14 protein-coding genes and 1 tRNA gene are annotated in these 17,338 nt (G+C 33.0%); 4 read left to right on the plus strand and 11 right to left on the minus strand.

The features are described from left to right. Positions 1 to 14: 14 nt before the first annotated feature. The 3 genes from Q0891_RS11895 to Q0891_RS11905 all read right to left on the minus strand — a co-directional run bounded on the left by Q0891_RS11895 (position 15) and on the right by Q0891_RS11905 (position 2,465). Positions 15 to 806 (minus strand): hypothetical protein, encoded by a 792-nt coding sequence (locus Q0891_RS11895; protein ID WP_299101866.1) that lies wholly within the window; start codon positions 804 to 806, stop codon positions 15 to 17. Next, a complete protein-coding gene (locus Q0891_RS11900; protein ID WP_299101867.1) occupies positions 793 to 1,356 on the minus strand; it encodes an RNA polymerase sigma factor in 564 nt (187 codons plus the stop codon). Before Q0891_RS11900 ends, Q0891_RS11895 begins: the two co-directional genes overlap by 14 nt. A 131-nt stretch (positions 1,357 to 1,487) precedes the next feature. Next, positions 1,488 to 2,465 carry a polyprenyl synthetase family protein gene (locus tag Q0891_RS11905; RefSeq protein ID WP_299101868.1) on the minus strand — a complete coding sequence of 326 codons (978 nt, stop codon included), beginning with the start codon at positions 2,463 to 2,465 and terminating at the stop codon, positions 1,488 to 1,490. A gap of 140 nt (positions 2,466 to 2,605) precedes the next feature. Between Q0891_RS11905 and Q0891_RS11910 the strand changes: the two genes are divergently transcribed. Continuing rightward, entirely contained in the window at positions 2,606 to 3,868 is a 1,263-nt protein-coding gene (locus Q0891_RS11910) for a T9SS type A sorting domain-containing protein (RefSeq protein WP_299101870.1), read from the plus strand. Positions 3,869 to 3,960: 92 nt separating this feature from the next. Here Q0891_RS11910 and Q0891_RS11915 read toward each other — a convergent pair whose 3' ends face one another. Further along, positions 3,961 to 4,650: a zinc-dependent peptidase gene (locus Q0891_RS11915; protein ID WP_299101871.1), complete on the minus strand. Its 690-nt coding sequence runs from the start codon at positions 4,648 to 4,650 to the stop codon at positions 3,961 to 3,963. A 407-nt stretch (positions 4,651 to 5,057) separates the two neighbouring features. Between Q0891_RS11915 and Q0891_RS11920 the strand changes: the two genes are divergently transcribed. The 3 genes from Q0891_RS11920 (at position 5,058) to Q0891_RS11930 (ending at position 9,837) form a co-directional block, all read left to right on the plus strand. Then, positions 5,058 to 6,647 carry an FMN-binding glutamate synthase family protein gene (locus Q0891_RS11920; protein ID WP_299101873.1) on the plus strand — a complete coding sequence of 530 codons (1,590 nt, stop codon included), beginning with the start codon at positions 5,058 to 5,060 and terminating at the stop codon, positions 6,645 to 6,647. Positions 6,648 to 6,976: 329 nt separating this feature from the next. Next, complete coding sequence (locus tag Q0891_RS11925; RefSeq protein ID WP_299101874.1) at positions 6,977 to 8,947, plus strand: FUSC family membrane protein; 1,971 nt, start codon at positions 6,977 to 6,979, stop codon at positions 8,945 to 8,947. A 14-nt stretch (positions 8,948 to 8,961) separates the two neighbouring features. Beyond that, positions 8,962 to 9,837, plus strand: coding sequence for an SdiA-regulated domain-containing protein (locus Q0891_RS11930; protein ID WP_299101875.1), 876 nt, complete (start codon positions 8,962 to 8,964; stop codon positions 9,835 to 9,837). Positions 9,838 to 9,956: 119 nt separating this feature from the next. Here the strand turns inward: Q0891_RS11930 and Q0891_RS11935 are convergent. From Q0891_RS11935 to murG, 7 genes are all read right to left on the minus strand, one after another. Continuing rightward, positions 9,957 to 10,030: transfer RNA gene (locus Q0891_RS11935), tRNA-Arg, on the minus strand. Between the two features lie 37 nt (positions 10,031 to 10,067). After that, entirely contained in the window at positions 10,068 to 10,514 is a 447-nt protein-coding gene (locus Q0891_RS11940) for a GatB/YqeY domain-containing protein (protein ID WP_299101876.1), read from the minus strand. Positions 10,515 to 10,663: 149 nt separating this feature from the next. Next, the gene (ftsZ, locus tag Q0891_RS11945; protein WP_299101877.1) at positions 10,664 to 12,634 is read right to left on the minus strand and encodes a cell division protein FtsZ; all 1,971 of its coding nucleotides are present in this window, start codon (positions 12,632 to 12,634) and stop codon (positions 10,664 to 10,666) included. 62 nt (positions 12,635 to 12,696) lie between these two features. Further along, on the minus strand, positions 12,697 to 14,028 hold the full coding sequence (gene ftsA, locus Q0891_RS11950) for a cell division protein FtsA (RefSeq protein WP_299101879.1): 1,332 nt from the start codon (positions 14,026 to 14,028) through the stop codon (positions 12,697 to 12,699). Between the two features lie 3 nt (positions 14,029 to 14,031). Further along, complete coding sequence (locus Q0891_RS11955; RefSeq protein ID WP_367179571.1) at positions 14,032 to 14,754, minus strand: cell division protein FtsQ/DivIB; 723 nt, start codon at positions 14,752 to 14,754, stop codon at positions 14,032 to 14,034. Continuing rightward, complete coding sequence (gene murC / locus Q0891_RS11960) at positions 14,741 to 16,147, minus strand: UDP-N-acetylmuramate--L-alanine ligase (protein ID WP_299101881.1); 1,407 nt, start codon at positions 16,145 to 16,147, stop codon at positions 14,741 to 14,743. Before murC ends, Q0891_RS11955 begins: the two co-directional genes overlap by 14 nt. A 64-nt stretch (positions 16,148 to 16,211) precedes the next feature. Next, a complete protein-coding gene (gene murG / locus Q0891_RS11965; protein WP_299101883.1) occupies positions 16,212 to 17,312 on the minus strand; it encodes an undecaprenyldiphospho-muramoylpentapeptide beta-N-acetylglucosaminyltransferase in 1,101 nt (366 codons plus the stop codon). Positions 17,313 to 17,338: the final 26 nt, after the last annotated feature.

The raw sequence follows: 17,338 nt of genomic DNA on the forward strand, positions 1-17,338 counted from the left end.
TTGATTTGATGATTTTAGTTGTTTCGATCTGCAACTGCTGTTTTTACTGTATTATAACTATCCTTTAAAGCTTCAAAGACTTTTGTTCTAAAAGATTGCCCCATTTCATCCTCTACACTTATTAATAAGGCTTCCACATCTGTAACCTTAATGGATTCACTTTTAATATTTTCTTTAAATAGTTCTTTACTTGCTACTTTTAATAAGGAATCTATTTCTCTATCACTTACTTCAGGCTGTTCACTTTTTAATTCTTGCATTGCCACAGCTAGAGCCTCTTTCAACATAGCATTATCTATAATATTCTGTTCTTCTTTTTTAATCACCTTATTTTTTACAGTGACACTTTCAGTTTCTTCGCTATTGTCATGAGACGCGAGTTTAGAATCAATTGTAGCTTGGCCTTTTATTACCTTCTTAAAATCATTATGATTTGAGTTGTTTAGCTCTGGTAATATTTCTGATTTTTCTAGTTTTACCTCTACAACTTTTTCGTGCTCAACTAATTCAATAGCGTTTTTATTTGGCTGAATTTCACTTTTATTTATTTCAACTTCATTATTGTCTTCATTTACAAATTGTGGAAGATTTTTATCTGAATCTACTGTATTAAAAAATTGAACCGCAATTGCCATCATAAGCAATAAGCCTGCAGCAATACTTAACCACCAATACAATGGTTTTTTTGATTTTTTTTGATCTTCATTTAATCGATCAGATAATTTAGACCAACCACCTTGTGATGGCGATAAGATTCTTTTTTCTAACTTATCTTTTATGTTTTCTTCAAATTTAATTGGAGCCATAACTGTTGTTATTTAATTCTTTAATTTTTTTCTGTAGCATTTGACGTGCTTTAAACAATTGCGATTTTGACGTTCCTTCAGAAATCTTTAGTAATTCTGCTATTTCTTGATGCTTGTACCCTTCTATCGCATACATTACAAATACCATTCTGTAACCTTCTGGCAAACTATCTATTACTTGTTGTATTTCTGCAACTTCTATATTTGAATTGATATTATTTGAAGAATCATGTTCTAAGTAATCATCTTCTACAGCAAACTCTATTTTCTTTTTCTGTCTTAAATACGAAATAGATTCGCGAACCATTATTCGCCTTATCCAACCTTCAAAGCTTCCTTCATTTTTAAATGATTTTAAGTATTTAAATACTTTAAAAAAACCATTTAGCATTACCTCTTCTGCCTGATGTACATCTTTTATATAATACCTACATACACTTAACATTTTTGGCGCATGCAACTCATATAAGACATGCTGTGCTTCACGATTTTGTTTCGCTGCACGTTCTATAAGTTTCTTTTCGTTTTTATGAAGCTGAATAACTTTCATTGATTGTAATAAGTACTGATTGTTTACAGATGCCTTTCTATTTATAAAGACGCAATTCTTTATCCAAGGGTTGCCTGGAGAGTTAAAAAAATTAAATTAATTTTTAATATACTGTTTTACAGTGTTTTATATTATTTTTTTCTATCAATAACATAATCCACCATGAGCTTAAGAGATGCTCTGTATGGAGATTCTGGGTAAGTTGCTAATAAGGATAACGCTTCCTCTTGAAACATTTTCATTTTAGAAACCGCATAATCAAGTCCACCATTTTCTTTTACAAAAGTGACAACTTGCTTAACTCGTTGTTTATCTTTGTTATGATTTTTTACCGAATTAATCAACCACGATTTCTCTTTTTTAGTACAGTTGTTTAAGACATATATTAAAGGTAGTGTCATTTTCTGCTCCTTAATATCAATACCTGTTGGTTTACCAATCGCTTCTTGACCATAATCAAATAAATCATCTTTTATTTGAAAAGCCATGCCTATTAGCTCACCAAACTTTCTCATAGTTTCCACTTCTGGAGTGTTAGGCTTAACAGAGGCAGCACCAAGACTACAACAAGCTGCAATTAAAGTTGCTGTTTTTTGCCTTATTATTTCATAATATATATCCTCTGTAATATCTAACTGTCTGGCTTTTTCTATCTGCAATAATTCACCTTCACTCATCTCACGTACTGCGACAGAAATAATCTTAAGTAAATCAAAATCATTATTGTCAATTGACAACAACAATCCTTTAGACAGCAGAAAATCTCCAATTAAAACCGCTATCTTATTTTTCCAAAGTGCATTAATAGAGAAAAAACCACGTCTTCTATTACTATCATCTACAACATCATCGTGGACTAACGTCGCTGTATGAATTAACTCAATAACCGAAGCGCCTCTATAAGTACGTTCACTTACCTCACCATTATTCATCATTTTAGCAACTAAAAAAACAAACATAGGTCGCATTTGTTTTCCTTTTCTGTTAACTATATAATGTGTAATCCGATTAAGAAGTGCAACTTTACTTGCCATGGAGAGTTGAAACTTTTGTTCAAAAAGATCCATCTCGTAGGCAATAGGTTGTTTTATTTGTTCGGTTATTTTCATTTATCTATAAATGATGACTTAATTCACAAAACTACAAATAATGACTATTCTTTATTGCGAAAAATTCAATAATGTAACTTTAACATTTATGGCTCACAAATATTTGTAACTTTATAGCATTAATCCAAAATTTTTAACACATGAAAAAAATTACCTTATTATTTATTTTTTGTTTAGCATTCGCCACAATATCATATGGTCAATGTACTACAAGTACTGGTGGTCAATGGCCAGCATCAGCTGTTACTTTAGCGAATACAGGAGGTGAAGAAGCTATCGCATCTAATAATTGGCCTAACGCCGAATTTTCAGTAATTGAAGGAGTTCAAGTTGGTTCAGACTATACAGTTACCGCTACACCTTCAATGTATATTACTGTTACAAATACTTCTGATGGTACAGTCATAGGCCACGGAGCTGGTAGTGTTTCATTTACCGCTGGATTTGGTGTAACTGGAATTACAATTTTTTGGCATTTAGACGCTGCCTGTGGCACTCAAAACTCAGGGAATACAGTTACTACAATACAATGTACTTCATGTGTTTGTAGTTACACTGTTGCACCAAATTGTGTTACTGAAATTTCACCTGTAGATGCAGATCCATCTGCAACTGTAGGTACTGGAGGTGCTGTAACTTTTGAGTGGAATACAGATCCAGACGCGGAATCTTATGAATTATTTATAAATAACTTTTCTCAAGGATCACGAGAATCTGGAGTTACCTTTACTGGTTTTGACTATGGAACAGCATATACATGGCAAGTGGTACCAACAAATTGTTTTGCAGCAGCTACCGGTTGCGCAACTTGGTCATTTACAACGGAAGCCTGTGCTGAAACAGCTGCACCAAGTGTACCAGCAACAGCACCTTCTCCTGCGGATGGAGCTACTGCTGTTGCGATTGAAGCACCAGACGGAACTTATGATTTTAGCTGGACTGACTCAGGAAGCGATAGCGAAAGTTATACTTTAAATATTGGTACATCTAACCCTCCAACAACTCCACTAGAAAATTTCCCTAATGGCGGAACAATTACAGGTTTAGCTGTTAACACTACTTATTTTTGGAGTATTGATGTAACTAATTGTATTGGAACTACCACTGGAACCTCAGTTTGGAGTTTCACAACTGACACAGTTCTTGGCGTTGAAGATAACTTCAATACAAACGAAACTTTTGCTGTTTACCCTAATCCTACTTCAGGTTTATTAAACATTAAATCTTCACAAGATGTTGATAGCGTTACTGTTTTTAACCTATTAGGTCAAAGTGTTGCAAGTTATACTAAAAATGATATCACTAATTCTTCAATTGATATGTCTGACTTATCGCAAGGTTTATATTTAGTGAAAATTACTTCAGGAGAGAATACTCAAACAGTAAGAGTAACTAAAGATTAATTATTCATAGTTTTAAAACATAAAAAAGCGGCATTAGCCGCTTTTTTTTATTTCCTATTGTTACATGTTTAAATAAAAGGAATTACTAAAAACTAATAACCAGCAAATTTAAAATTTAGCATTTGCCTCATGTATCTATATAACTCTGGAAACTGAGATCTAAATTCATTTGGTGTCTCAATAAAATTTTCGAGGAGAACTGCAAAAAATTCAAAATGATTGGTAAATGCGTAAGTTCTAAAGTATTTAGATGCTAGCAGGTTTTTTCTTACATTCTCATTACTTTGCAGATAGGTTATAAGCTCATTAAATCCTTTATTAAATATATGACTACTTATATCCTTGCTTGTTTTAGCATTTAAGTGTATCGCGTGACCAAATTCATGAATACCAAGATTTAGGTTGTCATTTCCTATCTTATAACCATGATTAAAATCTTCCCAAGAAAAAACAATAGCTTTCATTTTTGGATTAGTCTCCCCTTTGTGATAAGCTTCATTAATACTAGAATAATAAACCTTTGGGTAAATAATAACTGTATCAATTAAATCTAATCTATGCTTTTTAAAACCAAAAGTTAACATGGTAGCTGTAGCAGCAACGATAACTTTCATATGATCTGTTACTACAAGTTCTTGTTTTCCTATAAATTTATTTTCATTTATAAAAACAGCTACTCTATGTTCAAAATGTAGTTGCTGACTATCTTTTAACTTATTGTAAAACTCATACTCCTTTTTTAATATAGCTTGCTGTGTTTCGTTTAATATATTCCGCTTCACATAAAGGTGCGTAAACAAGGGCTTACTAAAACGAGAGGCATATAATACTTGAAGAATTTTAAACAATCTATAAAGTATAAAAAGGACAATTATCACAATCCCTATTGGAATCAAATATTTGGATATTAATTGTCTTTCTAAAATTTCTTGCTCTGTTTGTAGCAACATTCAATATCGAATTTTTAATTAAATAAGGTAAAGTTGAAAATAAGGAAACTATTCTAACTTTCATTTTTAATTTAGACAATAATTTTTCAGAATTAAACGCATCAAAACAAATTAGCAATAAACCAACTATTATAGCTTTAATAAGATTAGAGCGTGTTACTAATGTGGTATAATTATTATATTTACGTCAGAATTCTTAAGACAGCATAATTTCCTAATTTTTTCTAATATTATTTTCTATGAAGGTACGTGAACAATTTTTAATCATTTCTGTAATTATTGTTTTAGCAATTGTTGGCTTTGCTTTTATTTGGCAACCGATTTTATGGGCATTCTTATTAGTAGGACCATTGATTATTATGGGTCTTTTTGATATCATGCAAACCTCACACACCATTAGACGTAATTTTCCTTTATTAGGAAGATTTAGATATCTATTAGAGTCTATTCGACCAGAAATTATGCAATATTTTGTGGAAACAGATACTCAAGGAAGACCACTAAATAGAATACTTAGATCTTTAATTTACCGAAGAGCAAAAGGCGAAAATGACACTGAGCCTTTTGGTACGCAAATGGATTTATATCATTCTGGTTACGAATGGCTAGAACATTCTATGTATGCAAAGCAAAACCCGAAGAATATTGGTGAGTTTCCTAGATTAATTATTGGAGGTAAAGATTGTAAACAACCTTACTCATCTAGCTTATTAAACATATCAGCAATGAGTTTTGGCTCACTTAGTAAAAATGCCGTTTTGGCTTTAAACAAAGGTGCAAAAATGGGAAATTTTGCACATAATACTGGCGAAGGTGGAATTAGTAATTATCATTTAGAAAATGGTGGTGATTTGATTTGGCAAGTAGGAACAGGATATTTTGGTTGTAGGAAAGAAGACGGTACGTTTAACGAAGTTACCTTTAGAGAAAACGCGTTAAGACCTGAGGTTAAAATGATAGAAATAAAATTATCTCAAGGTGCAAAACCCGGTCATGGTGGTATTTTACCAGCTTCTAAAAACACTGAAGAGATTGCTAAAATAAGACATGTAAAACCTGGCGTTGCAGTGCATTCTCCACCATCTCATTCTGCTTTTTCCGACCCTATACAGTTTATGTATTTTATAAAGAAACTAAGAGAATTATCTGATGGAAAACCAATAGGTTTTAAGTTATGCTTAGGGAGAAAACAAGAGTTTATGGATTTTTGTGAGGCTATGATACACACTGGCATTCAACCAGATTTTATCAGCGTAGATGGCGGAGAAGGTGGCACAGGTGCCGCGCCAGTAGAATTCTCCAACTCTATGGGAATGCCATTAAGAGAGGGTTTAATTTTTGTTCATGATACTTTGATTGGCTTCGACTTAAGAAAAGATATAAAAGTCATTGTTGCCGGAAAAATAATTACTGGTTTCCATATGGCTCGAGCGATAGCTTTAGGAGCAGACGGTTGTAACAGCGCACGTGCTATGATGTTATCTATTGGATGTATTCAAGCTTTACAATGTAACACTAATACTTGTCCCGTTGGTGTGGCAACGCAAAACGCATCCTTAGTAAAAGGCTTAGTAGTAGAAGATAAAGCACCTCGAGCAAAACGTTATCATGAAGCTACAATTCAAAGTTTCCTAGAACTTGTTGCTGCTGCTGGATTGAACAATCCAGGAGAGCTTACAAGAGATCATATTAGCAAAAGAGTTGGCCTATATAATGTACAAACCTATCATGATATTTATCCTCCTATGGAAAAAGGTTCATTACTAAATATTGATACCATACCAGACGATTACAAAAAATTCTTTCAGCTTACAAGAATGATGAAATAGTTAAACTTATAGCATTTTATAGTTAATAAGCATGGTGTCCTTTTTCAAATCGTATCTTTACATAGAACCAGAAAATTATACATCTAATTATAAATTTTATATCAAAACACATCAAAGAATTACTTGAATTCTTTAAAAGCACTAACTTCTCAAAAGCTGTATTAATTAGTGTTGCCGTAACAACGCCAATTGTTTTAGGTATCGTTGTAGATCAACTAGAAATTGGACTTGCCATATGCTTCGGTGCATTTTGGTGCTCTCCAAGCGACATTAGTGGCAACTTAAGACATACACAAATTGGTATTTTATATTCTTCATTAATTGTTGTTTTGATAAGTTTTATTGGTGGATATCTTAATATTTCTAATTACCTACTCTTTCCGGTTTTAGGCACATTAACATTTTGCATAGCCTTTATATCAATTTATGGTTTTAGGGCATCTTTAATTAGTTTCTCTGGTTTACTCGCTCTTGTTTTAAGTTTTGCACACACCTTGGAGACATTAGAAGTCTACCAATACGCATTATTAATTGGTGCTGGAGGTTTATGGTATTTAATATTATCTACAATTTGGTTTTATATTAATCCCAAAGCTCAAACCGAAGAAATCCTAACAGAAATCTTTACTCTCACTGCAGATTTTTTAGATATTAGAAAACAGTTAATTGGCGAACAGCCTAACAGAAGCGACTTACAAGTTCAACTTTTAAATTTACAAAGTGAACTTATAGAGCATCACGAAACATTACGTGAAATTCTAATACTATCAAGAAAAAGCTCAGGGAAATCTAATTACCAAAGTAGGCGTTTGCTTGTTTTTGGGCAGCTTATAGACATTTTAGAAACGGCCATTGCAAATCCTGTTAATTACGATAAAATGGATGATTTCTTTGAAGAGCATCCTATGTTTAAGAATGATTTTCAGAATATCATTTCTAGACTTTCTGAACAACTTAGAAATATTTCTAAAAACCTTAATAAGTCAAAACAATTTTCATCAAATAAAATACTATCTGATTATTTAAAAAGTTTAGACCTTAATATTTCAAAGTTTAAAAATGAAAATGATGTTGAGGCCTACGAACGTTATTTGATGCTACAGAATTATTTAGATTATCAGAAAAAGCAATTCGAAAAAATTAAAAAGATAAAATGGCTTTTAGGTAATCCTGTTTTAACTTCTGATGATTTTATAAAAAATGATAAGCTTAAACGTTTTATTGTATCTAGAGATTACAATCCAAAAATAATCTTAAGAAACTTAAGTTTTAAATCTACAATTTTTAAACACTCCCTAAGATTAGCTGTAGCCGTTATGCTAGGCTATGCTATTGGCTTGTTCTTCGATTTTCAAAATCCATACTGGATCATTCTTACCATTATTGTTATAATGCGACCAAGTTATGGACTAACCAAGGAGCGATCTAAAGACCGAATTATAGGAACAGTTATTGGTGCAGTAATAGCTACAGGTTTAGTTTTTGTAATTAGCGGTCCATATGTATTTGGTGGTCTTGGCGTATTATCTATTGTTGTAGCTTTTTCAATGATTCAAAAGAATTATAAAGCAGCCGCTACATTCATAACATTAAGTGTTATATTAATTTATGGCATCTTAGAACCTAACATTATCAGCGTTATTAAATTTAGAGTTATTGATACTTTAATAGGCGCAGTTATTTCCTATACTGCAATGCGTTGGCTTTGGCCTGCATGGTCTTTCATGGAGATAGGAGACCATATAAAAGACAGTGTAAAAGGAAACACAGAGTTCTTTAAATCAATCAGTAAATTTTATATTAATAAAGGCCCAATTCCTACAAGCTTAAAAATTAATAGAAAGGAAGCTTTTTTGCAAATGTCTAATTTGAGTTCTGCTTTCCAACGTATGGCTCAAGAGCCAGAGTCTAAACAAAACCATATTGATGATATTTACCAACTTGTAGTAATAAACCATAGCTTTTTAGCATCACTAGCATCGTTAAGTACATTTTTCCAAAATAATAGTACTGCTAAAGCCTCTGAGGATTTTAAAATTATTTCAGAAAAAATAAACCATAACCTAGATAAAGCTTGCTCGCATCTAAAGGAAATTAATTTTGAAGATTTTAAACAAAATTTAGTAACTTTTAAACCAGAGCCTTTTATATTTCCCGTTAATCAAATTACTAATGAAGGCGCCATTCAATTAGGTAACGAAAGTACTCATAAAGAAGCCCACTTGGTTTGGGAACAACTTTACTGGCTACATTCCTTAAGTGAAAAAATGCTAAAGCTAACTTTTAAATTTTCACATTAAAAACTATGAAAACCATGAAATCAGCACTTATACTATCTGCTATAGTAATTGTATTGTCTTACTTTGCTTCTATTACATATAAAGATAAAATATCTGAGAAGTCTAAAAACAACCTCACAAAGGTTGAGAACAAATCATCTTCAAATTACACAATTAAAAACACATATAAACTCCCTAAATCGCTTAACGAAATTAGTGGTATTGTATGGCTTAGCTCTAATATGTTTGCTTGTGTTGAAGACGAATCTGGTACAGTTTTCATTTACAACACTAAAGAACAAACTATTACAAAAGAAATAAAATTTGCTGGTAAAGGTGATTATGAAGCTATTGCCATAAATGATAATGACGCTTACATTCTAAGAAGTGATGGATTAATATATGAAGTTAAAAATTATGATTCAGAAAATCTTGAAACCTCTAAAATTGCAACCTCTTTTAAACAATACAATAACATGGAAAGTTTAACTTTAGATAGAGGGAATGACCAATTACTCATCACACCAAAAGATTACGACTTCGGAAAAAAACATATTAAAAGTATCTACAAAATTCCGCTTAGCTCTAAAAAAATGGACGCCAATCCTATCATTAATATTGATTTAAAAGCAAACATTCTAGAAGACTTTAAGAAAAAGAAAATTCGTGAGACATTAAGTCCTTCTGATATTGCAGTGCACCCTAAAACGAAGGATATCTATGTAATAGATGGCAGAAACCCGAAACTTCTAATTCTTAATTCAGAAGGCGAAATAAAAGATGTTTTTGAATTAGATAAACACAAATTTGCGCAACCAGAAGGTATAACTTTTAGCACTGATGGCCGTTTATTTATTTCTAACGAAGCCAATAAAGAAGAGGCTAATATTTTAGAGGTTGAGCTGAAATAGATAGTAAAGCAGCCTCATATGATTTTTAAGCCGCTTAAAACACTTGTTTTGAAAATCAAAAAGTTGCACTTACAAATTCAAGCGAGCTTGATTTGACGTGCAACTTTTTGATTTATTCGTGACCGCGAGAGGATTCGAACCTCCAACCCTCAGAGCCGAAATCTGATATTCTATCCAGTTGAACTACGCAGCCATAATTCCTGTTAAAACAGGAATCCTATTCTTGTATTTTAAGACAACTTAGCTTTAACAATATTAGAAATAGTTTTCCCATCAGCTTGTCCTGCTAATTTCTTATTTACTATTCCCATAACTTTTCCCATATCTTTCATGCCTTCTGCACCAACTGCAGCAATGGTTTTCATTACTTCAACAGTTATCTTCTCTTCAGATAGTTGCTCTGGTAAAAACTGGCTTATAACCTCTGCTTGTGCCAATTCTGGCTCTGCTAAATCATTTCTGTTTTGATCTGCAAAAATCGCAGCACTATCCTTTCTTTGTTTTACTAATTTAGATAAGATTTTTATTTCGTCTTCTTCTGATAACTCAGCTTCAGAACCGGAAGTCTTAGCTAATAATATCTCTGACTTTACAGCTCTCAATGCAGCTAAAGCTGTTTGATTTTTTTCCTTCATTGCTGCTTTCATCGCAGTCATTATATCTACTTGTAAACTCATATTTTTATTCTTTATTTAAGAAGTTCAAAGATACTAAAAACTTTCGCTTAAGGTCGTTTAGAAAAGCGTGAATAAACAAAAAGCCCAAAAAGTTTGAGGGACTTTTTGGGCTTGACTTTAGTGTTTCTACACAATAGCTCAATTTGCTATTAATCTACGTTATCATGTAAAAATGAATTATTACTTCTTAATTGAATATCGTCATTTTCATCCGTTCCTACTGACATTCTAGAAGCTTTAGTTTCAGAAGAATGCTGCGCATCTTCTAAATTTACACCTTGTCTTTTGTAAGCAGGTTCTTTTTCAATCTCATCTATTTTAGCTTTATTAAATTTATAGTTGAAATCTTTCATACTTCTTCTACGATCATCAGCACGAGCTATTAATAAATCTGAGATAGGACTGTTCATAGGATCAATCTCTTCCTCAGTAATTTCTTTAGGCTCATTTATATGAAGCGTTTTCTTCTCAAAAACAATCTCCTCCTTTACTTCGGTTCTTTCGTTTTTTGTATTAATAGACGATTCAAATGTTTCAAAATCATCTAAAGCATAACGCTTTTCACCTTGCTCGTTGACTTCCGCTACAGAAATAACTTCAACCGGCTCCTTAACATCTATATCTTTTACTTCTTCTTCTAAACTAAAAAACATTTTTTCTTCCTCAGCTTTTGGCTCTTCAGCTTCTACTTCAGTTTTTTTGTTCGCTAACGGCAAATCAAAAGAAAACGTAATTTGTTCTTCTGAGGTTTCTTCTATTCTTTCCGCTTTGTTTACAATTGGCGTAATAATAAAATCTTCTGGCTCTATTGTTGGTTCTGGTTCAATTACAGCTACTGGCTCAATGATCTCTGGTTTAGCATCTAAAACCTCATCGTAAACAACATTTATATTTTTAATAATATCTGTAGTTTCAATTAAGTTAGTACCACTATTATTTTCAACTTTATTTACAACTTTAACCTCCTCTACATCTTCTTCTAAAGTATGACGAACAACAGGTTCTGGTTTTTCTACTTCTAAAACAATATCTGGTGTTACAATTGCTGGCTCCTTGTCTGGAACATTGGTTTCAGTGGTTTCCCCTAACGCATGAATTACTTTTTTAGTCTCTGTATTAGAAATTTCATTTTGCTGATCTAAATCAAAACCCGTAGCAATAATAGTTACAGAAATAGATTCTTGTAACTCTTCATCTTCACCAACACCCATAATTATGTTAGCTCCAAATCCAGCTTCAGTTTGAATATGATCATTAATTTCTCCAATCTCATCAATTGTAATTTCTTGAGAACCAGAAACGATTAGCAACAATACGTTTTTAGCTCCTGTGATTTTATTATCGTTGAGTAATGGCGAATCTAAAGCACTCATAATAGCTTCTTGTGCTCTGGTTTGTCCAGACGCTGTAGCAGAACCCATTATTGCTGTACCACTATTACTTAATACCGTTTTAGCATCACGTAAATCAATATTCTGTGTGTAGTGATGTGTTATAACTTCTGCTATTCCGCGAGATGCTGTAGATAATACTTCATCTGCTTTAGAGAAACCAGCTTTAAACCCAAGGTTTCCATAGACTTCACGAAGCTTATTGTTATTTATAACCACTAAAGAATCTACATGAGAACGTAATTTCTCAATACCACGTTGTGCTTGTGCATTACGCATTTTTCCTTCAAACTGAAACGGCATTGTTACAATACCGACCGTAAGAATATCTAACTCTTTAGCCATTTTTGCAATAATTGGCGCAGCACCTGTTCCTGTTCCTCCACCCATTCCTGCAGTGATAAATACCATTTTAGTATTAGTATCTAACATTCTACGGATATCTTCTAAACTTTCAATAGCTGCCTCTTCTCCAACATCTGGGTTGGCACCTGCACCTAATCCTTCTGTTAAAGCTACACCTAATTGAATTTTGTTAGGAACTCCACTGTTTTGAAGTGCTTGTGAATCTGTGTTACAGATTACAAAATCAACACCTTTAATACCTTGCTGAAACATGTGATTGATGGCGTTGCTTCCACCTCCTCCGACACCAATTACCTTGATGACATTAGATTGATGTTTTGGCAAATCAAATGAAATGTTTCCAAATTCGTTGCTGTTACTCATTTTAATTGTAATTATGGGTTTTCAATTTTATTTTAATACTGTATTAGATAATTTGAATGCGCTTATTCCGCATTATCCAAAAAATCTTTTACGCGTTCTGTTAATTTATCTAAGAATGAACGACGCTCTCTTGTTGGTTCCTCTGGTTTAACTTCAACCTCTGGTTCCTCTACTTCTTCTGCTATATTCTCAATAATCAACTCTTCTTCTATTGCTTCTGCTTTTTTACGTTCTTGACGTTTTAAACCGTCCATCACTAAACCTACAGCTGTTGCATAAAGTGGACTTGCTATATCTTCATCACTATCGCCTGCTAAATGCTCATTTGGATAGCCAATTCTAGTATCCATACCTGTAATATATTCTACTAATTGCTTTAGGTGCTTTAATTGGCTTCCTCCACCAGTTAAAACAATACCACCAATAAGTTTTTTCTTTTGCTCCTCGTGACCGTAATTTTTTATTTCAACAAAAACTTGCTCAATAATTTCCACAACTCTAGCGTGGATAATTTTAGACAAATTCTTTAATGTGATCTCTTTTGGCTCTCTTCCTCTTAATCCAGGAATAGATACAATCTCATTATCCTTATTTTCTCCTGGCCATGCTGACCCAAACTTCACTTTTAAAAGCTCAGCTTGTTTTTCGATTATTGAACAGCCTTCTTTGATATCTTCAGTAATTACATTTCCACCAAAAGGAATTACAGCTGTATGACGAATAATACCATCTTTAAAAACAGCCAAATCCGTTGTTCCACCTCCTATATCAATTAATGCTACACCAGCTTCTTTTTCTTCTCTGCTTAACACTGCATTTGCAGACGCTAAAGGTTCTAAAGTGATGCCTTCTAATTCTAAACCAGAACTTTTAATACATCTTCCTATATTTCTGATAGATGATACTTGACCTACAACCACGTGAAAATTAGCTTCTAATCGTCCACCGTACATCCCTATTGGTTCTGTAATTTCGGCTTGACCATCAATCTTAAATTCTTGAGGTAATACATGAATAATTTCTTCACCTGGAAGCATTACTAATTTGTGCACCTGATTGATTAAACGATCAATATCATCTTCATCAATAACGATATCAGAATTTGGACGCGTTATGTAATCGCTATGTTGTAAACTACGTATATGCTGACCAGCAATACCAACCGTTACTTCTTCAATTTTCTCTGCAGCTGCTGCTTCAGCCTCTTGAACCGCTTGTTGTATAGACTGAATCGTTTGGGTAATATTATTTACCACACCACGATGCACTCCCATACTTTTAGCCTTACCTAAGCCTAAAATCTCAACTTTATCATACTCGTTTTTACGACCAATCATGGCCACAATTTTTGTGGTTCCTATATCTAGACCTACCGAAATGTTTTGTTTGTCCATAGTTTACTTTTTGGTGCAAATCACTTGTTTATCAAATTTTAAATTCACTACTGAATACCTATCTAAAATTTGGTCTTTAAAAGCCTTTTGGTAAAACGCTTTAAAATTGTTTATCTTTTTTTCGAGTTGATTTAAAGTTCCTATATGAACAGTAAAATCACTTTTTCGAATTTTAAAATCGATTGTATTATCGTCGTTTTGACGAATCTCAATGACATGTTTCTTTAAGAAATCATCTTCATCTACAATTTTTGCAAATTGAAAGACAGTTTGAAGCTTATTTTTCTTAATATTTCCAGTAACAAGTGGCACTCTTGCAGCGTAATTATAAGACAGAGGCATAAATCCACCTTCATCATCTATATAATAAGACGCATTTGTGTTCACTCTTGCGATAGGTCGTTTCTGTTCAATTTCGGCTGAAAGTGTACCATTTACTGACATAAACACTTCCGCCTGCTTGATCATTGGATTAGATTTCAGGGCAGATTCTAATTCATTCAAATCTATAATATCTTTAGGCTGCTTTGAAACAGGTTCTAAATTTTGTATTAACAATTTACTAACATTCGATTCTGTTATAAATAATTTGTTTTCGCCCAAGAATTTTATACTTGGTTCTCCAACAATTCTATTCTTATTTCTTTGATTTGAAAACGCAAACAAAAAACCAACCAACAGAATTAATACAATGATTTTTATGTAGTTGTAATTAATTTTCAACATAGAACGCTTCTTTTATATGTTTAACTTCAGCTCCTATATCTCCTGCTCCAATAGTTAACACAACTTGAGCATCAGATTTATTAATTTCATTAATTATTTCTGATTTTTGAATTAGTTTTTTATTCGAGTTTTCAATCTTTTCTAAAAGCCATTTTGAGGTTATACCTTCAATTGGTAATTCTCTTGCAGGATAAATATCTAACAACAATAATTCATCGAATTTTGAAAGACTTTCTGCAAATCCATCTACAAAATCTTGTGTTCTGCTGAATAAATGCGGTTGAAAAACTGCCAACACCTTTTTACCTGGATACATTTCTCTTACCGCTTGATGCACTGCTTTAATTTCTTCAGGATGATGCGCATAATCATCTATAAAAACAAAATCACTGGTTTTTATCTGATATGTAAATCTGCGTTTTACACCCTTATAAGTTTCTAAGCCTATAGCCAAATCGTTATAAGAACAACCATACTCAACAGCCATAGCTAATGCAATAATGGCATTAGATAAATTGTGCCTTCCTGGCAAACTAAATTTGAAACCTTTTTGAATGCCTTTTGGTGTTTTTACATCAAAAATATAGCTGCCATTTTCTATTGAAATGTTCTGAGCACTATAATCTGAATCATCTTCAATACCATAAGTAATGCCATTTAACGGCAATCCATTTTTTACAAACAGCTTTCCGTTAGGCTTTATACAATCTGTAAAATCTTTAAACGTTTTTACGAGCTCTTCTGCATTTCCGTAAATATCTAAATGGTCTGCATCCATTGACGTGATGCATGCCAAATCTGGCGATAAGGTTAAAAACGAACGGTCAAATTCATCTGCCTCCACAACTGTAACGTTTGTTCCGTTAAGAATTAAATTAGAATTATAATTCTCACTAATGCCACCTAAAAAAGCCGTAACAGGTACATTACATGTATTTAATAAATGACCTAAAATACTTGTCGTTGTTGTTTTACCATGCGTACCAGCAACTGCCAAACAAACGGTTTGCTTTGTGATTTCACCTAAAACTGCTGAACGTTTTAAAACACTGAAACCATTATCTTTAAAATAATTAAATTCCGAATGACTTTTAGGAATCGCAGGTGTATAAACCACCAATGTGTTTTCAGGATTTAAAAATTCTGAATCAATGTGTTCTATGTTATCTTCAAAATGAATCTGAACACCTAAAGCTTCAAGCGCCTTAGTGATTTCACTTGGTGTTTTGTCATAACCAGCTACTTGCTTACCGTTAGCCACAAAATAGCGCGCAATCGCACTCATTCCGATGCCTCCTATGCCAATGAAATAAACACTAGAAGCCCATCCCAAACCCTTCCCATTAGGAAGGGCTTTTTCACGGTTGCTAATATGTTCGTTATCCATGTTCATTCTTATAATTCCTATTTTTGACTCTTACATTTTGACGCGTCTCAGTTTCTTCCCTTAGGGAAGATTAAGATGGGCCATTTAATAATTTTTCCACCTCATCCACAATATCATTTGTGGCATTAACTAATGCTAAGGCTTCAATATGTTTACTTAATTCTTTTTGTTTGTCTTCGTTTGAAATCAATGCAGAAAATTCATTTTGAAAATCAGCATCTAAATCTTTTTCTCGTATTAAAATCGCTGCGCCTTTATCTGCAACCGACTTTGCATTTTTTGTCTGATGGTCTTCTGCCACATTTGGCGACGGAATAAAAATGACAGGCTTACCAACAATGCATAATTCTGAAACCGAAATTGCTCCTGCTCTAGAAATTATAACATCTGCAGCTGCATAAGCCAAATCCATTTGATTTAAAAACGCATGTACTTGCACTCTATCTAAATCATTGTATTGTTTATACTGATTGTAATACAATTTTCCGCATTGCCATATCACTTGGATATCTTGTGTTTCAAAAAACTCAATATTAGCTTCAATTAATTGATTGATACGTCTTGCCCCTAAACTTCCACCTAAAACTAAAAGTGTTTTTTTATTATGCTTTAACGTAAAGGCATCTTTACCTTCTATCTGTTTATTTTTTACTTCTAACAAATCCTTACGAATGGGATTTCCTGTAAGCTTTACTTTTTCCTTCGGAAAAAATCGTTCTAAACCATCATAAGCCACACAAATGGTATTCACTTTTTTTCCTAGTAACTTATTTGTGATACCAGGAAATGAATTTTGCTCTTGAATTAAACTCGGAATCCCTTTTGACGATGCCACTTGTAACAAAGGACCACTTGCAAAGCCACCTGTTCCGATAACAGCATCTGGCTTGAATTGCTTTATGATTTTTCGAGATTTTAAAAGACTTGAAATCAATTTAAATGGAAAGGCTAAATTCTTTAAGGTTAATTTTCTTTGAATTCCAGAAATCCACAACCCTTCAATTTTATAACCAGCTTGTGGCACTTTATCCATTTCCATTCTATCTGAAGCACCTACAAAAAGGAACTCAGCATCTGGATAGCGCGACTTTAACTCGTCCGCAATTGCAACCGCAGGATAAATATGTCCTCCTGTCCCACCTCCTGACAATATGAATTTATATGGCTTCAAATTTTAATTTCTATTTTTTTAGTCTT

The sequence above is a fragment of the uncultured Winogradskyella sp. genome, assembly GCF_947498005.1.
Lineage (GTDB): Bacteria > Bacteroidota > Bacteroidia > Flavobacteriales > Flavobacteriaceae > Winogradskyella.

Excerpts from the sequence above, each read along its gene's own strand:
- murC (WP_299101881.1), bottom strand. The coding sequence starts at position 16,147 with ATGAACATGGATAACGAACATATTAGCAACCGTGAAAAAGCCCTTCCT.
- ftsA (WP_299101879.1), bottom strand. The coding sequence starts at position 14,028 with ATGGACAAACAAAACATTTCGGTAGGTCTAGATATAGGAACCACAAAA.
- Q0891_RS11920 (WP_299101873.1), top strand. The coding sequence starts at position 5,058 with ATGAAGGTACGTGAACAATTTTTAATCATTTCTGTAATTATTGTTTTA.
- ftsZ (WP_299101877.1), bottom strand. The coding sequence starts at position 12,634 with ATGAGTAACAGCAACGAATTTGGAAACATTTCATTTGATTTGCCAAAA.
- Q0891_RS11895 (WP_299101866.1), bottom strand. The coding sequence starts at position 806 with ATGGCTCCAATTAAATTTGAAGAAAACATAAAAGATAAGTTAGAAAAA.
- Q0891_RS11900 (WP_299101867.1), bottom strand. The coding sequence starts at position 1,356 with ATGAAAGTTATTCAGCTTCATAAAAACGAAAAGAAACTTATAGAACGT.
- Q0891_RS11910 (WP_299101870.1), top strand. The coding sequence starts at position 2,606 with ATGAAAAAAATTACCTTATTATTTATTTTTTGTTTAGCATTCGCCACA.
- Q0891_RS11905 (WP_299101868.1), bottom strand. The coding sequence starts at position 2,465 with ATGAAAATAACCGAACAAATAAAACAACCTATTGCCTACGAGATGGAT.
- Q0891_RS11955 (WP_367179571.1), bottom strand. The coding sequence starts at position 14,754 with ATGTTGAAAATTAATTACAACTACATAAAAATCATTGTATTAATTCTG.
- Q0891_RS11930 (WP_299101875.1), top strand. The coding sequence starts at position 8,962 with ATGAAATCAGCACTTATACTATCTGCTATAGTAATTGTATTGTCTTAC.
- Q0891_RS11940 (WP_299101876.1), bottom strand. The coding sequence starts at position 10,514 with ATGAGTTTACAAGTAGATATAATGACTGCGATGAAAGCAGCAATGAAG.